Source organism: Flectobacillus roseus (assembly GCF_030056595.1).
In the GTDB taxonomy this organism is placed as follows: Bacteria; Bacteroidota; Bacteroidia; order Cytophagales; family Spirosomataceae; genus Flectobacillus; species Flectobacillus roseus.
In genome coordinates this window covers 56,733-77,554 of the sequence record NZ_JASHIF010000009.1, presented here as the reverse complement: position 1 = coordinate 77,554, position 20,822 = coordinate 56,733, and the positions used below count along the sequence as shown (strand labels likewise).

At 36.6% G+C, this 20,822-nt stretch carries 14 protein-coding genes; 9 read left to right on the top strand and 5 right to left on the bottom strand.

What is annotated here, in order from left to right:
• Nucleotides 1-67: 67 nt before the first annotated feature.
• Nucleotides 68-820: an LOG family protein gene (locus QM524_RS11205; RefSeq protein WP_166576994.1), complete on the bottom strand. Its 753-nt coding sequence runs from the start codon at nt 818-820 to the stop codon at nt 68-70.
• Between the two features lie 320 nt (nt 821-1,140).
• On the opposite strand from QM524_RS11205, the gene QM524_RS11200 reads away from it, so the two are divergent.
• Nucleotides 1,141-1,722: a murein L,D-transpeptidase catalytic domain family protein gene (locus tag QM524_RS11200; protein ID WP_283344652.1), complete on the top strand. Its 582-nt coding sequence runs from the start codon at nt 1,141-1,143 to the stop codon at nt 1,720-1,722.
• 38 nt (nt 1,723-1,760) lie between these two features.
• Here QM524_RS11200 and QM524_RS11195 read toward each other — a convergent pair whose 3' ends face one another.
• The 4 genes from QM524_RS11195 to QM524_RS11180 form a co-directional block, all read right to left on the bottom strand.
• On the bottom strand, nt 1,761-2,741 hold the full coding sequence (locus tag QM524_RS11195; RefSeq protein WP_283344651.1) for a PDDEXK nuclease domain-containing protein: 981 nt from the start codon (nt 2,739-2,741) through the stop codon (nt 1,761-1,763).
• Nucleotides 2,742-3,085: 344 nt separating this feature from the next.
• Nucleotides 3,086-4,588, bottom strand: a complete 1,503-nt coding sequence (locus QM524_RS11190; RefSeq protein WP_283344650.1) for a L,D-transpeptidase family protein — start codon at nt 4,586-4,588, stop codon at nt 3,086-3,088.
• Nucleotides 4,589-4,745: 157 nt separating this feature from the next.
• Entirely contained in the window at nt 4,746-6,050 is a 1,305-nt protein-coding gene (locus QM524_RS11185; protein ID WP_283344649.1) for an amidohydrolase family protein, read from the bottom strand.
• A gap of 149 nt (nt 6,051-6,199) precedes the next feature.
• Nucleotides 6,200-9,274 (bottom strand): amidohydrolase family protein, encoded by a 3,075-nt coding sequence (locus QM524_RS11180; protein WP_283344648.1) that lies wholly within the window; start codon nt 9,272-9,274, stop codon nt 6,200-6,202.
• A gap of 324 nt (nt 9,275-9,598) precedes the next feature.
• Between QM524_RS11180 and QM524_RS11175 the strand changes: the two genes are divergently transcribed.
• The 8 genes from QM524_RS11175 (at nt 9,599) to QM524_RS11140 (ending at nt 20,123) form a co-directional block, all read left to right on the top strand.
• The gene (locus tag QM524_RS11175; protein WP_229241877.1) at nt 9,599-10,180 is read left to right on the top strand and encodes an RNA polymerase sigma factor; all 582 of its coding nucleotides are present in this window, start codon (nt 9,599-9,601) and stop codon (nt 10,178-10,180) included.
• Nucleotides 10,181-10,541: 361 nt separating this feature from the next.
• Nucleotides 10,542-10,808 (top strand): hypothetical protein, encoded by a 267-nt coding sequence (locus QM524_RS11170; protein ID WP_166576990.1) that lies wholly within the window; start codon nt 10,542-10,544, stop codon nt 10,806-10,808.
• Between the two features lie 94 nt (nt 10,809-10,902).
• Nucleotides 10,903-13,926: a SusC/RagA family TonB-linked outer membrane protein gene (locus QM524_RS11165; protein ID WP_388045840.1), complete on the top strand. Its 3,024-nt coding sequence runs from the start codon at nt 10,903-10,905 to the stop codon at nt 13,924-13,926.
• A gap of 58 nt (nt 13,927-13,984) precedes the next feature.
• Nucleotides 13,985-15,664, top strand: coding sequence for a RagB/SusD family nutrient uptake outer membrane protein (locus QM524_RS11160; protein WP_283344647.1), 1,680 nt, complete (start codon nt 13,985-13,987; stop codon nt 15,662-15,664).
• A 290-nt stretch (nt 15,665-15,954) separates the two neighbouring features.
• The gene (locus tag QM524_RS11155; RefSeq protein WP_283344646.1) at nt 15,955-16,995 is read left to right on the top strand and encodes a DUF6807 domain-containing protein; all 1,041 of its coding nucleotides are present in this window, start codon (nt 15,955-15,957) and stop codon (nt 16,993-16,995) included.
• 451 nt (nt 16,996-17,446) lie between these two features.
• Nucleotides 17,447-17,893 carry a hypothetical protein gene (locus QM524_RS11150; RefSeq protein WP_283344645.1) on the top strand — a complete coding sequence of 149 codons (447 nt, stop codon included), beginning with the start codon at nt 17,447-17,449 and terminating at the stop codon, nt 17,891-17,893.
• 131 nt (nt 17,894-18,024) lie between these two features.
• On the top strand, nt 18,025-18,693 hold the full coding sequence (locus tag QM524_RS11145) for a 3-keto-disaccharide hydrolase (RefSeq protein WP_283344644.1): 669 nt from the start codon (nt 18,025-18,027) through the stop codon (nt 18,691-18,693).
• Between the two features lie 707 nt (nt 18,694-19,400).
• Nucleotides 19,401-20,123 (top strand): glycosyltransferase family 2 protein, encoded by a 723-nt coding sequence (locus QM524_RS11140; protein WP_095162778.1) that lies wholly within the window; start codon nt 19,401-19,403, stop codon nt 20,121-20,123.
• Nucleotides 20,124-20,822: the final 699 nt, after the last annotated feature.

Below are 20,822 nucleotides of genomic sequence, written 5' to 3'. Positions count from 1 at the left end.
TTTGTTGTTTTGTTGATACAAATTTGGCAAGAATTTCATGGCCTATGAATGAGGCTCGTTAGGAGCGTTACTGTTTAAGGTCATGATTTTTTATGCGATTAACTCTTTTTTCAAGCAGTAGTCTCCAAGGTGTTAGGTGTTTGTAGTCATTTAAGCCAAAAGCTTCTACTGCATTTTTATGAATATGTTGTTGAGCTTCCTCCAAAGAATCTGTAATTAAAAAAAGAGAAAGATCCTCTGCTGAGATAGTTCCAGCTTTTTCCATTGCTACAAGTTGTTCGTAGAGTTTTTGATAAAATTCTTTGCCAAATAAAACAATCGGAAAAGGACTCATTTTACGAGTTTGGATCAACGTTATTGCTTCAAACATTTCGTCGAGCGTTCCAAAACCTCCCGGCATGACGATAAAACAATACGAATACTTACTTAAAAGAACCTTTCGAACAAAGAAAAAATCAAACTCGACAACCTTATCGAGATAAGGATTTGGGGCTTGTTCGTGAGGCAAAATAATATTACAGCCTACCGACAAACCACCCGCTTCTTTAGCTCCTCTATTGGCTGCTTCCATAATACCGCCACCTCCGCCAGTCATGACGGTAAAGCCCATGTTGGCTAACATTACGCCAATTTTACGAGCTTGTTCATAAAATACAGTACCCTCTTGCAGACGAGCAGAGCCAAATACAGTAGCGCATGGACCTACAAAATGCAGTACCCGAAAGCCTCTAATAAACTCGGCGAGTACTTTCAATACATATTTCAACTCATGCCAACGTGAGTTTTTGTGGGTCATAAAATGGTGTTCAGATTTTGACATGGGATTGTTTTTTGTTAGTGAAATAGCCAATTGAGGGGTTAGGGTTCAGGCATCAGAGTTTAGTTTTTTTCATAGCCTTCAATCAAAAATATCTTAATCTCTCAAGCTTGTTCTTGATGGGCGTCAATAGTTAAGTTGATTTATATCATTAAGGGTAGAAAAACTTTGATTATTATAGATGAAAAGTAGTGTGTTACCGTTATAGAAGGTAGTAATTGAGCAAAATTGAGATTTTCTAATTCTGATTAAACAAAAAGAAGGTAGTGTTGATTTAATCTGTTGATAATCAAATTGGTAATAATTGCCTAAATGACACACTCATGAATATTTTCTTGTTAATATCTTTACTTTTTTCTACCGAAAAAGTTGATGCCAGAAAGGAGGAAACTCCTTTTTTACTTCCTAAAATGGTTGCCGAAAAACTGCATCAAATGCAAAAGTCTGATACTAGATTTCGGGGAAAGAAAATAGCCTGTATGGTCGATTTTTCACAGCCTTCTTTCGAGAAAAGATTGTATGTGATTGATTTACAAAAACAAGTGTGTTTGATGAATACGTGGGTGGCTCACGGAAAAGGTTCAGGCAGAAACGCAATGGCTGAGTATTTCTCGAATGATTCGGGAAGTTTGTGCTCGAGTTTGGGTGTATTCGAGCCGATTGGTCAATTTTATGGAAAGCATGGGTTAAGTATTCGACTCAAAGGATTAGATAAAGGAGTCAACGATAATGCGGTTGATAGAGGAATTATCGTGCATGCTGCTGATTATATTTCTGAAAAGAATGCAAGTTTTTACAAGCGTCAAGGCAATTCGTTTGGTTGTTTTGCCGTCATGCCAACAATGATTGAGCCTTTGGTCAAATTAGTCAATCAACCAGATGCAGTGATTGTGGCTTTTAAATGAAAAATTGAGAGTAATGAAGTTAAAGTTTTAATTATAGCTTATTCTTCTATTATTTTTTTCAACTCTTCTACCTTTGGCAGATACAATAAGTATTTACTCGCAAATATCTGTTTGTTATCTTTTGGTAGTGTGATTTCTACCATGGCATCTTTCTTGTCTTTGCACAAAATGATTCCTATGGTAGGTAATTCATCTTCTGTCTTAACAAATCGGTCGTAATAATTTACATACATTTGCATTTGACCTAAATCCTGATGTTTCAATTTCCCAATTTTTAGATCAATTAGGACAAAACATCGCAAAAGTCGATTATAAAAGACTAAATCTACTCGAAAGTGCTCTTCATCAAATGTAAATCGTACTTGCCTTCCAACAAAAGTGAATCCCTTTCCGAGTTCAAGTAAAAAATGCTCTAGACGGTCTATTATTGCTTGCTCAAGTTGTGTTTCAGAATAATTGGACTGTTCCTTTAAATTCAGAAACTCTAAAATATATGGGTCTTTTAAGGTCTCCAAAGGGTTAGTGACATTTCTTTCTACCGAACGGTCTTGGTTATTAGCGTTCTTCGAAATCATTAAACGATGGTATACAGCGGAGTTAATTTGCCTTTCTAATGTCCTAACGCTCCATGAGTTTTGTTCAGCTTCTTTTTGATAATAAGCTCGTTCATTTTCATCCTCTATACGCATTAAGTGAATGTAATGTGTCCAGCTTAAGTTTTGCGAAATCGGTGATTTCGCATTCTTGAAAATAATATAAAATTTACGAATGAGCTCAAGGTTTCTTTTAGAATAGCCCTTGCCAAATTCAATAGTTAATCTTTCAGATAGCTCTGAAAGAATAAAGGTTCCGTAGTCTGCATAGCTTTTCCCTTTTTGCTCTTGTTCAACAATTTGTTTTCCCAATTCAAAATAGGTATAAACCATAACGGAGTTAACTTGCTTTAGTAAAGTATCTTGAGCTTTACGTAAAAGCAACCTAATATTCTCAAAAAAAAGATTATCTAATTTTGTGTCCATCTTCAATGTGAAAAGCTAAAGTGACTTAAAACTCTATCCTCGTAGAAATGAAAATTATGTATTTGGAGTAGTGATCTTGTACTTAAGTAAGTTAAGCTCATTTTAAGTGTAGGTACATCACACAGAGGCAAATATAAGTAAATGTTAGTGTTTATCACGGTTTATTTATATTTGGATGGAATAGTAATCGGAATTTATTTTGGGTGAATATATAAATATGCCTAGTTCAAGACTTTGTCTTGGACTTATTCTTTCAACAGTTTGTAAACTGAAGCAAGAGTAAGCCCGAGACAAAGTCTCGAACTAGTGATTACACTTTTAAATAACGAATTAAAGAGTTTCCTCTACCTCACTTTCTGATAAACATCTGAGTAAAAAATCAAATCGCCTTTTTCATTAATTCCAGAGCATAAATAGCTAATCAATAAAGGTACGTTGGGTTGAACTTGAAAATAAATAGGCTTTAAATCTGGCTCATACTGTTGGGTAACTAGCTTCTGAATCAAAGAGGGGTTTCCTAATAGTTTCTCAGCTAATTCCGTTGGTTTTTCTAAACGAATACAGCCGTGGCTCAACCAACGATTACCTTTCTGGAAAAGCTTTTTGGCATTGGTATCGTGCAAGTATACCGTAAATGGGTTATCAAAATTAAATTTTACAATGCCTAAAGAATTATCACATCCTGCCACTTGTCGTAATTTATAAGGAAAGTTTTTGGCATTAAAGCTCGACCAAGGAAGTGTTGTTTCATCAATTACATTCCATTTTTGGTCAAGTACTTGTATGCTGTTATTGCTCAAATAATTGACATCTTTTTGGATTTGGGGCAACATTTCTTTGATAGTAATGCTCGACGGAACAAACCAATAAGGGAAGAAAATACATTGCTTAATCGTACTTATCAAACTAGGAGTGGGTGTTTTGGGATTGCCAACAATCACTCGCATTGATAAGGTTTTAGTTTGTGCTTCAATCATCGAAAACTCAGCAGAAGGGATATTGACCCATAAATAAGTTGGGAATTTCCATGCATTCAAGAAACGAATATAATTGAGGTCGTACTTAAGTTGGTTCAGTAGTTGTGATTTGCCTAAGTTTAAGGCTTTAAGGGTGTTTGTTCCTAGTTTTCCATCTGATTCTAAGTTGAATTTTTCTTGAAACTGTTTCAGCGCTTCGGTCAAAATGATCTCGCTTTCATAAGTGCTCAGCGACTCTATACATTTCCAAAAGACTAACTTTTGCTGAAGACCCTTATTTTCGACAAAGGTTTTTGACAAGTTTATAGGAATAAATAGACTATCTGGTGCATTTAGTAATTGTTGGAAGACTTCTAAAGTCTTCCTGTAATGTTGACTTGATACCTGATATTTCTCAAGAAGCTTGGCAAAAGACCCATATTTGATATTTTGATGAAGGATTTGAGGAGTGTTTATTGACCGATTTTGGTATTCGATTCCATTAAAAGCTAATGTTTTTGGTTTGCATCCAAACGTAAAATCGCTGAAATAGGTTAGCATTGCATGAGTACACAACAACTCATATTCAAGCTGGTTGATGTTTGGTTGAATAAGATAGTCGAAGTGATAGTCTGGTGGATTGAGACCATATTGTGTGGCTTTGCGTAGCTCCTCTATAAAACTTTCTTGAAATGCTTTATTTTCATGCCAAATAGGTCGAAAGTTATTGTCTTTATAAAAGTCCTGTAACTCCGAGGGTTCAGTAATGCTGAGTTGTTTGGCAAAAACAGGATCTTCACATAATTGCTTTAGTAGACTTTCAATGTTTTCTTGCGCAAAGGTGGTTGCCGAAACAAGAAGTAATATAATTGAGAAATAGACCTTTTTCATAAAACAAATAGCTTGTTGTGGAAGACTTTTACAAAGGTCGCTTGGAAAGGAGAGGAGAAAACTGAGTAGTTCAGGTTGAAAAAATGATAAATATCATTCATCAAAAAAGCCATTCCCGAAGGAATGGCTTTTATACTATTAGCAGATGATACAGCGCTTATTTTGTTCCGTATTTTTCTGAATACTTTTTGTACAAACGTTTTTGTTTGTCATCCAAGTCGATTTTCTTTCCTTGAATAAATGCGTGTTCTACTTTTGCCGAACGCATGTCTAACAAATCGCCTTGTGACACTACCAAAGTAGCTTGTTTGCCAACTTCCAAAGAGCCTACATATTTGTCGATGCCTAAGATTTTAGCGTTGTTGATTGTTACCAATTTCAAAGCATCGTCTTTTGACATACCGTGTCCAGCTACTGTACCAGCCAAGAAAGGCAAGTTACGTGTACGCCAGTGCATACCAATATAAGCCAAACCAACAGTTACGCCTTTTTGAGCCAATAATTGAGGCAATTTGTAAGGTAAATCTGTGTCATCGTCAATGCTATTTGGCAAGCGGTGCGTACCTGATACAATCACAGGAACGTTGTTCTCACGCAAGAAATCTGCTGCCAAAAGAGACTCTTCACCACCAATAATTACGATGCTTTTTACGCCTTTTGATTTAGCAAACTGTACAGCTTCGATGATTTCTTTACCATAATCAGCCGAGATATACAATTTTTTAGTGCCATCAAAAAGACCTTTCATAGCCTCCAATTTTACATTGATTGGATTAGGGTTTTTGATTTGTCCATAAGCTGTCGCGTCGTCAAACAACTGGGCCAATTCACGGATTTGCTCTTCTTTCTTATCGTTTTTCTTTGTTGTAGAAGAAAACGTTTCGAAGTTAAATTCACGTTTGAAATAGCCTACCCAGTTAAGGTGAATACCATCATCTTTCTTCAAAACGGCATCTTCCCAGTTCCAGCCATCCAAATTCATGATAGAAGACATACCCGAGATAATTTCACCTACTGGCGTAACTTGAGTAATCAAAACACCGTTACCACGAACTGTAGGAATTAATTCTGAGTCAGTGTTATAAGCAATCAAAGCACGTACATGAGGGTTGATTGCACCTACTTCTTGTTGGTCGACTGTAGCGCGAACTGCTTCGATTTCTACCAAACCTAGTTGATTGGCAGGAGCAATCAAGCCAGGGAAAACGTGTTTTCCTGTTACGTCGATGGTTTCGGTGCCAGTTTTATCATAAGTTGTTCCTGCAGGACCAACTTTAGTGATAACTCCTTTATCAAAAACAATTATACCATTTTCAATCACAGGACCTGCTGCCGTGTGAATAGTGGCACCCGTCAAAGCAATAGGCTTAGACTGAGGGGTAGCTGCCGCTTGGTTTTGAGCGAAGGTCGTCTTCACACCCAAAAACAAAGCTAGCGTATATAATAATGCTGATTTTTTCATTTTGTAATAAAATTTTAAGTCATGAAAAATGTTTGAACTTGACATTTTATCTTAAAACATGTACTGAATTTGAGACAAATGATGCTTTGCTAACTTAGCAGAGTAGTAAATGGGAATTATTCACCATTCACAACTCACCATTCAACACTCTATTTGTCACAGTTGTCTTGTAACTGTAATGTACCAAATGCACGAGTTTCGCCTTCTTCTTCAGTTAAACCACCCAAAGAGTTACAAACGAACAATCTTGGTTTGCGCATTTCTGGTCTAGCAGTAGGAGCACCACTTGCTTTTGAATTCAACATTTTTTGAATCAAACGGTTACGTTCAGCAGCGATATTAGCACGCAATTCTTTGTCTTTTTCGATGTCGAAATACACTGCACCTTCAATGATAGTTTTTTCTGGTTTTGCGTAAACCGAAAGTGGGTTTTCGTTCCAAAGTACAACGTCAGCATCTTTACCAGCTTTGATACTTCCCAAACGGTTGTCAAGGTGCATCATTTTTGCAGGATTCAATGTAACCAATTTCCAAGCCTCTTCTTCAGTAAGACCACCATACATGACTGTTTTTGCAGCCTCTTGGTTCAAACGGCGAGCCATTTCAGCATCATCAGAGTTGATTGAGGTATTGATACCAACTTTTGTCATCAAAGCAGCGTTGAAAGGAATCGCTTCTTTTACTTCCATTTTGTATGCCCACCAGTCAGCAAAAGTTGAACCACTTGCACCGTGTGCCTTCATTTTGTCAGCTACTTTATAACCTTCCAAAATGTGAGTAAATGTATTTACTTTGAAACCTAATGAATCAGCTACTTTCAACAACATATTGATTTCTGACTGTACATAAGAGTGACAAGTAATAAAACGTTTTTTGTTCAAAATCTCAGACAATGCATCTAATTCCAAATCACGGCGTGGAGGAGTCAACGTAGCTTTGTTTGCTGCTTTGTTGTATTCTGCCCATGATTTATCATATTCTTTTGCACGCAAGAAAGCATCCATCATGATTTGCTCAACACCCATGCGAGTTTGAGGGAAACGGATACGAGCACGGTCACCCCAGTTTGCTTGTTTTACGTTTTCACCCAAAGCAAACTTGATATATCCATCCGCATTTTGAATTTTCATTACTTCTGGTGCTTCACCCCATTTCAATTTCACGATTGCCGACTGACCACCGATACAGTTAGCTGAACCATGTAGCAATTGTGATGAAGTTACACCACCTGCCAATTGACGATAGATATTTACGTCTTCTGAGTTTACTACATCTTCCATACGAACTTCAGCAGTAACTGACTGAGAACCTTCGTTTACAGAAAGCAATGCAATATGAGAGTGTTCGTCAAAAATACCATTGGTCAAGTGTTTACCAGTTCCATCAACCACTTTTGCACCAGTTGCAGACAAGTTTTTACCCACCTGAGCGATTTTACCATCTTTCAATAATACGTCCGTATTTTTCAAAATACCATCTTTCTCGTTTGTCCAAACGGTAGCATTTTTAATCAATAAAGTCTCAGCTTTTGGTTTGGTTTCTGCACCATAACCATTGAAAGGATATACGATTTTGCCTATTGTTGGAACAGGTTTCTTAGTAGTATCTGCTTTTGCAACAGCTTCTTTGAAAGCTTCTTTGAAAATAGCATCAAATTTTACAGGAGTACCTGCTGCGTCAAAACCATCTCCTTTGATGTTTTTGCCATCATAATACGCACTAATACGAGTATCACCTTTGTCTTTTTTAGCATCTAATTTGAATGATAAAGTCAACAAATCGCCTGTTCTAGTCACTTTTGGAGAAACTTTAACAGAATCTGATACTTGGATTTGGAACTCTGGCTTATCTACTTTACCTGTTACATTCAATTTCAAACCTGATTTACCTGCTACGCTCAAATCGTAAGTAGCACGCATATCAGTAATGTTCATGTTATTCACTACATAGCGCTTGCCTTTTACCCAGTTTTCATAAATTACATTACTTTCCTTGAAAAGATTATCAGATGTAATCAAGAAGTTTGCCAACATACCAGGTTTCAAGCTACCCACCAAGTTATCTACTTTGTTGAATTGAGCAGGAACCGAAGTCAAAGCTGCCAAAGCAACTTTTTCATCCAAACCATATTCTACAGCTTTACGCAAGTTTGCCCAGAAATCTGATTTACTTCTTACGTTAGAAGTAGTAATAGCAAAAGGAACACCCGCTTTTGCCAAGATAGCTGGGTTGGCAGGAGCCATTTCCCAGTGTTTCATATCCGATAACGAAACTACGCTTGCATCAAACGGATCTTCTACGTCAGGAGTTGTTGGAAAATTCAAAGGAATAATCAAGGAAACACCAGCCGCTTTTACTTCATCAAGACGTTGGTATTCGTCACCGCCACCTTTGATGATGTAATTAACACCAAATTCTTTTCCGATTTTGTTAGCTCTCAAAATACCCAATTTGTCAGATACCTCAAATACCTGTGGTACTGATTGGCTGTTGTTGAAAGACTCTAAAGAGATATTATATTCTGTATGATTCTTACTTTTTTTGTACCAATCAGCATCCAAATACGTTTGACGTAACAATGCTACTGAACCCATTAATGAGTTTGGATAGTCTTGAGTTGAAGACCCTTTAGATAGAGAGTAATGTGCTGAAACATTAGTTTTCAACAAAGCCTCTTGGTCACGACCGTCGATTAAGGCAACCAATGCCGAAGTACCGCGAACGATACCATCTTGTACGTGTGTGATAGCAGCCCCAAAACCAGCCTTACGTAACTCGTCAGCTGCGGTAGGATTACTTGCATAGATAGCTGCTGCATTTACTTCTGGCAAAACAGCTTGGTTCCAGTTGTAAGCGCCTTGTTTTTTCGATTCGAACTGAGGATCACCTCTAAAGCTACGACCTTCTCTTTTTAATTCAGGCATACCATAGCTACTATACGCTTCTACTAAAGAAGGATAGATGCGTTTGCCTTTTAGGTCAATTACTTGCGTACCAGCAGGGAGAGTAATGTTTTTGCCTACTGCTTCAATCACAGAACCTTTGATTACTAAGGTTGCGCCTTCTAAAACTGTATTAGCATCTGAAACGATAGTTGCATTGACAAATGCATACGTGTTTGGACGCTCATCTTGCACCCCGTTTCGAGGAAACGTGGTGGTTTGAGCTCTAAGCACCGTTCCAAACATGATGATGTTGATGAACGTGTAAAGAATCTTCTTCATAAAAAGAAATTTAGATTAAAGGTAGTTTGTGTAAAGTGATATGGCAAACTAAAGGATTTGCCCAATGAAATATTACATCATGTAAAAATTGTATGATAATCTCGAACTTCCAACAAGTTTTGACCAAATTTAGACCAAGTCAGGAATTCTATCGCTTAAATACAAAGCCGTAATTTTTTGGGTAGGATAATAAATAGTTTTTATGATATTTTTCTCGTAAACGTTTCCGTAAACGTTTACGGAAAAATATTCAATAAAACCCTTGAAAAGTGCTATTTTGTTTGTATATCTTTAGGAAAGAATCTCAGAAAACAACTCATTTTTATGATGACTGCAAAAAGAATTACGGATGAAGTAGCTTTGTGGAACGCATTTCGTGGAGGGGATCACGACGCATTTACATTAATATATCGTAGCTATGTAAACCTCTTGTACAACTATAGCACTAGCATTACCCAAGACCGTGAGTTAATCAAGGACTGTTTGCACGATTTGTTTGTAGAGCTTTGGAAAAATCACCAGAATTTAGGTGAAACGACTTCTATTCGTTACTACCTGATGGCTTCTATAAAAAGAAAGTTGGTTCGTCATTTGGAAACCCAACAACGTCAGACCTTGCATCATGAAGGTTACTATGTAGAAAATCCAGATTTTGTGGGATCGCATGAAAATCGTTTAGTGGCTTTTGAAGAGGAGCAAAAATTCAATCATGTTCTTAGTGAGTCTTTTCGTTTTTTGACAAAAAGACAAAGAGAAGCACTTTCTCTTAAATTCTTTCATGATATGGATACCGACCAGATTTCAAATAAAATGAACATCAATCCTCAGTCGGTGTACAATCTTATTTTTGGTGCTTTAAAGACTTTAAAACAACACATTGGTGCCGAACAAATAGCTTTTGCATAGGGAGTAGATTAAATACATAAGATTACCAAAACCTGTCACAAAAAATTGTGCAGGTTTTTTTTATTTTTTTCAGTAGAAAAAACGCTTATCTGTCTTATGTGGTTAAAATTCAAAAAATAAGTAAAATAATCATATATATTTTTTCCGCTCTACCTCATAGAAAATATTTCTTTTCTAATACCTACAATTGCCTCATTATATCCCTATTTTATTATTAATATACGGAATTAAGTATTTAATAATCAATATGTTAAAATTAAATTGAAAAAACTGTCCTTTTTCGTCTGTAAAATCGAGTAGAAAAAAATAAATTGTGTCTTGTGTAGTAAAATTGCAAAAAATACTTTCAAAAGTTCAATTTATGGCACGCCTCGACAACATTCTAAAATATGAGTTTTTTCATGCTGAAGATTTTATCTCAGATACCTTTTTTTTAGAATGGGTAGCCTCACCAAGTAATCAGGAATATTGTGCTTTTTGGAATCAGTTGATAGATATATATCCTGATAAATACTTTGAAATAGAAACAGCAAAAGAAATTCTTCAGAATAGTTGCGAAGGTCAGGGCCTGAACCCATTTGAAGAAGAAGAACTTTGGCGAAAAATCAATAAATCTTTATTATCCTAATCAATCAGTTTCATTTTAAAACCAATAGACTATGCAAAGTAAACCTTTACAATTGAAAAGAGGGTTATTTGGAATGTGTGCGGTGCTTACCTTTATGTTGTTAAGCTTCACAGGACTAGCCCAACAAGCAATTACAGGGAAAGTGACTTCTTCGGAAGACGGACAGGGTGTTCCAGGAGTTAGTGTTATGATTAAAGGTACCAACAAAGGTACAACCACAGATGCAAACGGTTCTTACAAAATTAACTCATCATCCGCTAAAGATGTCTTATCATTTTCAGCTATTGGTTACACGACTTCAGAAGTAGCAGTAGGTTCAAAAAATACTATCAATGTTGTGTTGAATGTTGAAAATCAAGCTCTATCAGAGGTTGTAGTAGTTGGATATGGTACTCAAAAGAAAAGCCAATTAACAGGTGCTATCTCGCAGGTATCGGCCAAACAAATTTCAGAAATGCCTATTACCAACTTAGGTCAGGCACTTCAAGGTAGAACTGCTGGGGTAGACGTGTCTCAATCAGGTTCAAAACCAGGTCAAACAGCTAAGATTTTGATTCGTGGTCGTCGTTCATTCAATGCTGGAAACGATCCATTATATGTAGTAGATGGTATTCCATTGTCGGCTGGTTATGAGGATTTTAATCCAAATGATGTTCAGTCAATGGAAGTTTTGAAAGATGCGACAGCTACAGCAATTTATGGTGCTAGAGGTGCTAATGGTGTTGTTTTGATTACTACAAAAAGAGGTGCAGTAAAAGGAAAAACTACGGTTACGTATGATATGTATGTTGGTCAATCACAAGTACTAAACAAATTGAGATTGTTCAACGGAACTGAATTTGCAGAATATGTTCGTGAAGCTTACAGAGCAACAGGTATTTACAAAAACGCAGCAGGAGCAATTGTTCCTACAGGACAATCAGACCCAATAGCTGATGGTAAAGTTGCGGTATTGGGCGGTGACCCTAACGTTGTGGAGGGCTTAGCTCAGGGAAGAAGCACAGATTATCAGGATTTGATTTTGAAAAATGGCTTCCAACAAAACCACTCTATTGGTATACAAGGTGGTAACGACAGAACACAATTCTATATTTCTGCTGGATATTTTCTAGACAAAGGGGTTTCTGAAGGTTTGGATTACTCTCGTTATTCTTTGAGAGCCAACATTGATCATGAAATCAACAAATGGTTGAAGGTAGGTATTTCATCATATATGATGTTTAGTGATCGTAATGGCGAAAACCTAAACCCATATAGCTTTACGATTAACCAAAACCCACTCGGAGCACCTTACAAGGCTGATGGTTCTATTAACTTTACTCCTACAAACGATGCTTTGTTGACAAACCCATTGGCAGAAATCGTGCCTGGTGCGCAAGTTGACAACACGAAAAAGTACCGTATTTTCAACAGTATTTATACTGAGGTAAAATTGATGGAAGGTTTGAAATACCGTGTAAACTTTGGTCCTGACTTCACATTATCCCGTTGGGGTAGATTCATCGGTGCTCAAACAAATGCAAGAAAAGGTGGTGATGCTCAAGCAAGTACACAAAGTAATTTCGGTTTTAACTGGACTTTGGAAAACATTATTAATTACTCAAAAACTATCCAAAAGCATAACTTTAACGTAACGTTACTACACTCAATCCAAAGAGATCGTTACGAAAATTATGCTTCAAACGTTCAAGGTGTTCCTGCTGAAACTCAACAGTTTTATAATTTAGGAAATGCCAGTTCGGTATTAGGTGTTGGTAGTAACTTGACAGAGTGGACAATCAACTCTATAATGGCTCGTATCAACTATGATTACAACGATAAATTCTTGGTAACATTGACAATGCGTCGTGATGGATCTAGCCGTTTTGGTGTAAATAGTAAATATGGTAATTTCCCTGGAGTAGCTGTAGGTTATAACATTAGCAACGAGCCATTCTTGAAAAGCGTACAATGGTTAGACTTATTAAAAGTAAGAGCAGGTTGGGGTTCAGTAGGTAACCAAGGGGTGTCGCCTTACCAAACGCAAGGTTTGTTGAACCGTACTGCCTATGCTTGGGATAATACTTCTGCTTTTGGTTATAGACCAAATACGATTGGTAATCCAGATTTGAGATGGGAGTCATCTGCTACGAAAAACGTAGGTATCGACTTTAGTTTCTTAAAAGGAAGAGTGCAAGGTTCATTGGAATTGTACCAAACTAACACAACAGACTTGTTATTGTCTGATCAGTTGCCAGGCTCAATCGGCTTTAGTGCTGTTACGAAAAACGTTGGTGAAACACGTAACAGAGGTATTGAACTAGGTGTATCTACTATAAACGTTGATACTAAAGGAGGTTTTAGATGGACTACTGATTTCCAGTTTACTAAAAACAGTGAAGCCATTGTTTCTTTGTACAATGGAGCAAAGGATGATGTTGGTAACAGATGGTTTATTGGTCAGCCTTTGAATTCATTCTTCGATTACAAAAAAGTGGGTATTTGGCAAGTAAGCGAAGCAGAACAGGCAAAGAAATTTTACCCTGGTGACAACGCTAACGCCTTGGGTGCGGGTGTAGGTCAAATCAAAGTTCAAGATACAAACGGTGATGGTGTAATCAATGCTAATGACCGTGTATTACTAGGCTCAGACGTTCCTGATTTCTCAGCAGGTTTAACTAACAGATTTACTTATAAAAACTTTGACTTATCATTCTTCTTATTCGGGCGTTTTGGACAAATGATTGTGAGTGGTTTCCATCAAGACAACAATGCTTTGGCTGGTCGTTACCAACAAATCAAAGTAGACTACTGGACTCCAAACAACCCAAATGCTGATTTCCCTCGTCCATTCAGTAACCAAGAGTTCCCTCAGTATAGACAAACGTTGATTTACTTTGATGGTTCATTTATCAAACTTCGTAACATCAACTTTGGCTACTCATTCAACTCAACAGTTGCCAAAAAATTAGGCATGGAATCATTGAGAGTTTTCTCAAGTATCCAACAACCGTTCATCTGGTCTAGCTTTATCTCTAAGTACAATGGCGTAGACCCTGAAACTTCAGGTACATCTGTAAACAATGGTATCACACCAGCAACAAAAGTATTTACAGTAGGTATCAACGCTAAGTTCTAGTAATGACTTAGTTGAAATTTCTTAATGATAAACAGTCTAACGAAAAATGATTAATACGATGAAGATTAACAATATATTAAAACATGCAAGAGTACTAGGGGTAGCAGCATTGATGTTGACCGGTCAGTCTTGCTCAGATGTCTTGAACGAAACAGTTGTATCGGGTATCGGTAACGACTACATGAATACAACCAAAGGGTATGAAGATGCAGTAAATGCAGCCTACTCTTCTCTTCGTAACTATTATGCCACGCAGCCAGGTCTTACTATGACCGAATATGGTACTGACATTTATGCTACGGGAGCTGATGGTTCGTATAAAGGTTTTCATTTTTATGATACTCAGTTGAACCCTACGGTAGATTACCTAGCTCAAATTTGGGATGAATTATATCGTGGTATCAATACTTGTAACGCTATCATTGAGCGTGCTCCAAAAGTAACTTTAGCTGATGCTACCAAAAAAATCAGAATTGCTGAGGCTAAGTTCTTAAGAGCGCACTATTACTTCATATTATTCCAACAATATGGAGGTGTGGATTTGAGATTGACAGAAACATTGGCTCCTACGAAGCAGACCAAAAGAGCTACGGATGCCGAAATGTATGCTGCCATTATCAAGGATTTGACAGAGGCTATTCCTGATTTACCAAACTCATCAACACAATATGGTCGTGCTATCAAGCCAGCTGCCGAAATGTGTTTGGCTAAAGTGTATCTAGCAAAAGCTTACTCGTCGGTAAAAGCATCAGATGATTTCTCAAAAGCAGCAACACTTTGTTCAAGCGTAATTTCTAATTATGGGTACAAATTGCTGGATGATTTTGCCAGTGTATTTGATGAGAATAACCAAAGAAACTCAGAAATCGTTTTTGCAGTACAATATACTTCAGACCCACTGACTAACCTTACTAATAATACAGGTGCAGTTAATGGCGGAAACAACTTACACTTGTTTTATGGTATGCAGTATGATGTACAGGCAGGTATGCAGCGCGATGTTTTGAATGGTCGTCCTTTCAAACGCTTGCGTCCTACGACTTACTGTACAGATGTGGTGTTTGGAGAAAGAGTAAACGACTCTCGTTATAAGAAAACTTTCAAGGATACTTGGTATAGCAATAAGCCAGGTACTTATGTAACAGCTTTCGATGATTCAAAGACTTCGGTAACTTTTGCAGCAGGAGATACAGCTATTTTTATTCCAGGCTACGAAATGTCGAAAGAAGAACGTGCTAAGAAAAAATATCAGGTATTAGTGCCAAGCAAATACTCAGAGGCCTTATTCCCAACTTTGAGAAAATTCTTCGATACCAAACGTCCTGATATGACTTACGAAGCAGGTAGCCGTGATTTCTTTGTGTATCGTCTAGCTGACACTTATTTGATGTTGGCCGAGGCACAGATTGGCTTGGGTAATAAGCAAGCTGCAGCAGATGCTCTTAATATGGTTCGTCGTCGTGCAGCTTGGGCTGGTAAACAATCTGCTATGGAAATTACAGCTGCCCAAGCTACTTTTGACTTTATGGTAGAAGAAAGAGCTAGAGAATTAGTAGGCGAGCAAACTCGTTGGATGGACTTAAAACGTTGGGGAATCTTAGTAGATCGTGTGAAAAAATACAATCCACAAGCGGCTGCTAACATCAAAGATATCCACAATGTGCGTCCAATTCCTCAAACACAAATTGACCGTACAGAAGGAGGTAATACTACATTCCCTCAAAATGCTGGGTACTAATAGCTAGCTGGGTTTTAAATAATGAAGAAGATGAATGGCTCTTAGGACTAGTTCATCTTCTTTTACCACTAAAAGCATAATTATATACTTGACCCTAATACCAAAACCAAGGGGCGTTTCGCGAGAGACGCCCCTCTTTTTGTTAATATATCCAACTCAAGCAGCCTAATCAATGCAGGATAGTCTCCATTTTTTGAAAATTTTGAGTAACTTTTGGATTTTAAAGGCTTTTATATCAAAATTTAAGACGAGATTGTGCAAACAATCCTATTCGACTAGAAAACCAAATTATGAAAAAAAGTATCATCATGATGGGGCTAATGCTTATGAGTGTAGGCATTTTTGCTCAACAAAAAACAGATAAAGTACAACTTGTGGTAAAGAAAAATGAAAGAAAGGTAGATGTACTTGTCGATGGGCAACCCTTTACTTCTTACTTCTATCCGAGTGATTCTATCCTAAAAAAACCAGTACTTTTTCCTATTCGTACCGCGCAAGGAACTATGATTACGCGTGGCTATCCTTTCATCAAAAAAGCAGGAGAACGTGTGGATCACCCACACCATGTAGGTATGTGGCTCAATTACGAATCTGTGAATGGGTTTGACTTCTGGAACAATTCAACAGCTATCAAAGACCGTTCGAAATACGGAACTATTCGCCATACAGGTATTGAAAAAGTAGTGGGTGGACATGGAAAAGGCGAATTGCAAGTAACTGCCGATTGGATTGATACCGATGGAAAAGGGAAAACTCTTTTGAAAGAAGAAACAACCTACATTTTCACAGCCAAAGGCAATCAACGTATCATTGACCGCATTACCACACTTACAGCTGTTGAACCTGTAACATTTGCTGACGTAAAAGACGGAATGTTTGCCATCCGCGTGGTTCGTGAATTAGAACATCCTTCAGATAAACCAGATGTTTTTGTAGATGCCAATGGTATCGAAACTAAGGTTGATAAACTAGATAACACAGGTATTTCTGGCAAATATCACGGCAGTAATGGTGTAAATGGAGAAGAAGTGTGGGCTACACGTGCTAATTGGATGAACCTTTCTGGAAAGATTAAAGATGAGGATATTAACATTGTGATTATCGATCACCCTAAAAATGTCAGCTATCCTACCTATTGGCATGCACGTGGATACGGCTTGTTTGCAGCAAATCCGCTAGGAGTAAATGTGTTTTCAAAAGGGAAAGAAACTTTAAACTATAAATTAGCTCCTAATCAATCAGTAACTTTCCGCTATCGTACAGTAATTACTTCAGGAAAAGTAACAGATAAGGAATATGATGACTTGGCAAAGGATTTTGCTAATCAATAGCATTATTGAATTTTGCGACCCAAGAGAAAATATTGGATAATATATAGATGGTGTACTTTGATAGTGTCCATTCTGATGTCTTAACTGATATTATTAACAAGTAAAAAAGCTCAACTATCTTACCATAGTTGAGCTTTTCCTATTTTAACCTATTGACTTCGGTCTTTAAAAATCGTTGTTTGGCGTAATAATATCCATAGAGATATGAAATTATTACGGATGAGAATGCGAGTAAGCCCATGATTAGTAGCTTAAGAGTAACGTTTCTTTTCATGATAGGTATAAATGGTTGATTTTAAGATAGAAGAAGCAATTTTATTCAAAGATATATGCTTTTGTTTTACAGCGTATATCTTATTTTTTTAATTGCATAAACGGTTGTGATATTATAGGTTCGTTTTTTTTCATAACTTCGGAAAACCAATTTCTATAAAAGCCCAATTTATTTAACATGAAAAAACTTCTCTGCGGAATCTCGATAGGATTCTTTGCGCTAGCTTGTACGACTAAATCTCAAGAAGCATCTCCAATTATTGGTACTTGGCAACTAATTTCTGGAACGACCATCAAAGGAAAAGACACCACTTTCACGGATTACACCAAAGGACAAGAAATGATTAAAATAATCACTCCAACTCATTTTTCGTTCTTGCGCCATGACCTCAATCACGGAAAGGACTCCACTGCCGACTATAGTGCAGGAGGAGGTAGAGTCAAGATTGAAGGGAAGAAGTATAAAGAATATTTAGATTATTTCAATGTACGAAAGTGGGAAGGAGGCGAGTTTGAATTTGATTATGAGGTCACGGGAGATACTTTAATTATTAAAGGAGTCGAAAAGGTAGAAAAACTTGGTATCAACCATATCAATATCGAAAAATACCTTAAGAAAAATTAGAATCAACCATTCTGGCAGTGTTAGTCATATCAAACTATGGCTAACACTATTTTTTGATAGGTAAAAAATTGAATGAATTGTCTTTTATGGCTACGGTACATCATTCAATCAAACACTAAACTTATCATTTCATGAGTACACATTTGAAATACATTTTTATCTTCCTGTTGATATCGACAACCAGTACGATCTTACGTGCTCAGAATAAGCTCTTTAATGGTAAAAATCTAAAAGGCTGGTATGCCTACGAACCTAAAACAGGTAAGCATTCAAATGCAGCTGATATTTTTCGGGTGGAGGATAAAATGATTCGTTTGTATGGAGACAAATTAGGGTATGTAATGACAGAGAAGTCATTCAAGAATTTCCAACTAACTGTAACTTTTCGATGGAATACTGACACCACTATTACCCGTAAAAGTACTAAAAGAAACAGTGGTATAATGTATTTAGTGCCTACCTCAACCAAAGATACCCTTTGGCCCAAAGGAATTCAATATCAAGTAAAAGAAGGTGGGACAGGTGATTTTGTACTGTTACAAGAGGTGACTTTATTGGTCAAAGGTAAACAAACCGAACCTGGAAAAAGTGTAACATCAGCAAGGTTTGCAGATGCCGAAAAACCAGTCGGTGAATGGAATACAGCTGTTATTACTGTAAAAGAGGGAATCGTCAAACAAGAATTAAATGGAAAGCTAGTGAATGAAGGCACTTTAACAGAGCCTATTGAAGGCAAAATTCTACTACAATACGAAGGTTTTCCTATAGATTTTTCAAAGATTGAGTTAAGAAAACTATAGTAAATCCTTGTGATAAGATTTTTGGAGAAGGTGTACGTGGCAACGTACACTTTTTTACTTTTGGGGAGAAATACTAAAATTTAGAGATTGGGTTTGCTTAAATCTAAAACGGCGTTGATCAATTGTATTTTGTCTTGGGAAGAAATTGCTCTATATTTGTTCTTGAATTGATTGGTTCATTTAGTAAAAATCCTCCTAAGCGATAGTATGAGCTATTTTGAAATGGATTAATATTCATTATATTAAGACTAAACCTTTCAGATTCACGCTCCCAAAAGCTCTGTTTTAGTACTTTTTAGGGTTTTGGTAATAGCCTAATTTTAGTCGAGTTAACTTTGGTAAGTATTAGTGCTAATTAATGAATTGTGAGTGTAAAATTTCAATTGACAACATCTTACATCTTCAATGGATTAAAGATTATTTTGCATGAGCACACTATGTGCTTTAAGTCCAAAAGCTTGTTTGAAATCATTGGGAATATTTTGCCGAAAGCCTATTGCTGAAAGTCGAATGCCCCTAAGGTGAAATTTATTTTGCTCACTAACTTGTACTAAAATTAAGAAATTATTGATCTGGTTCTTTTTATAAAGCCAAGGTGTCATAGCGTATTTTTTTGCTTTAAATTCCTACTTATCATTCAAATAGCTAACAGCACCCCTTAGAACATAGAGCGATAAAGAAAAAAAATAGTTAAACTAAACAGTCAAATGTATCTTTTTCAGAAACTATCAGTTGTAATTCCTGCCTATAACGAAGAGAAGACGATTAAAAGTGTCCTAACCAAGCTTACCACGGTAGAACTTATCAAAAATATCCAAATGGAGCTTCTTGTTGTAAATGATTGTTCAAAAGACAACACCGAAAAAGAAGTTGAATCTTTCATTAAAGAGAACCCATCCGTTGATATAAAGTACTTTAAGCACGAAGTAAATAAAGGTAAAGGTGCGGCACTTCATACAGGAATCAAAAATGCAACTGGACAATATTTAATTGTACAAGATGCCGACTTAGAGTATGATCCAGAGGAGTTTAATATTCTGATAAAACCAATAACTGATGGTCACGCAGATGTTGTTTATGGATCTAGATTCATGGGCGGCAATGCGCATAGAATTTTATTTTTCTGGCATACAATTGGAAATAAGTTTTTGACATTTCTATCCAACATGTTTTCTAATCTAAACCTCACAGATATGGAAACATGTTATAAGCTATTCAGAACAGATATTATTCAGTCGTTGACGCTAAAAGAAAAAAGATTTGGATTTGAGCCTGAAGTAACAGCGAAAGTATCTAAAATAAAAGGGATACGAATTTACGAGGTAGGGGTTTCGTACTACGGAAGAACCTACGAAGAGGGAAAGAAAATCAACTGGAAAGATGGATTCAGAGCCCTCTATTGTATTGTAAAATATGGTTTGATGAATTAATTAATAGTGCAAAATCGAATTCGATAATTCAAGATTCGGTTTTCAGCTATGGGCGCTTTGCTAAAATATTTCTCATTAATTCATAGAAGTTTTTGGCTGCTGGCCTAATGTCTATAAAATTCAAGTAATTCTGAATGCAAATTGCTAATAATTAAACATTTGTGTTCACAAGTAGAAGTGAACATAGGATTATAAAAACCATTTATTTCGGATATCGAAAGTTGGGTTTCGGAAGCGTAAACTTCTACATTGCCGAAATCCAACATGCCAAATGTGGAACAATTAGAAATCCTACGGGTAGTACTAATTTATAACTCAGTGCTACTGCTTAAGCTGTAAAATGCTGAAAGTCAATTATTAGTGTATGTGAGTATAAGATATTCTCAGGTTCAATACACTCAATTTTAGTGCTTAAGTTCTGATATCCCAATCCTGTCAAAGGAATAGAGGGCAGAAAGTGTACCTATCTTCATTAATAATATTCTCCATTCATTCTACTCTTTCATAAACTTCATAAGGACATTTTCGTGTTGCAGGTCCTACGCCATTAGTGAACTGTATCAGAATATTTCATATTCTTCAGACAAAATGATCCATCGCTAGACAACCAAAACCTTTAGATTTTGGTCATAAAAGCTGAGGGAGGGTTGTATGCTTAATTTATGTATAAGCTATCTATCCTTTTAACATAAATCATTG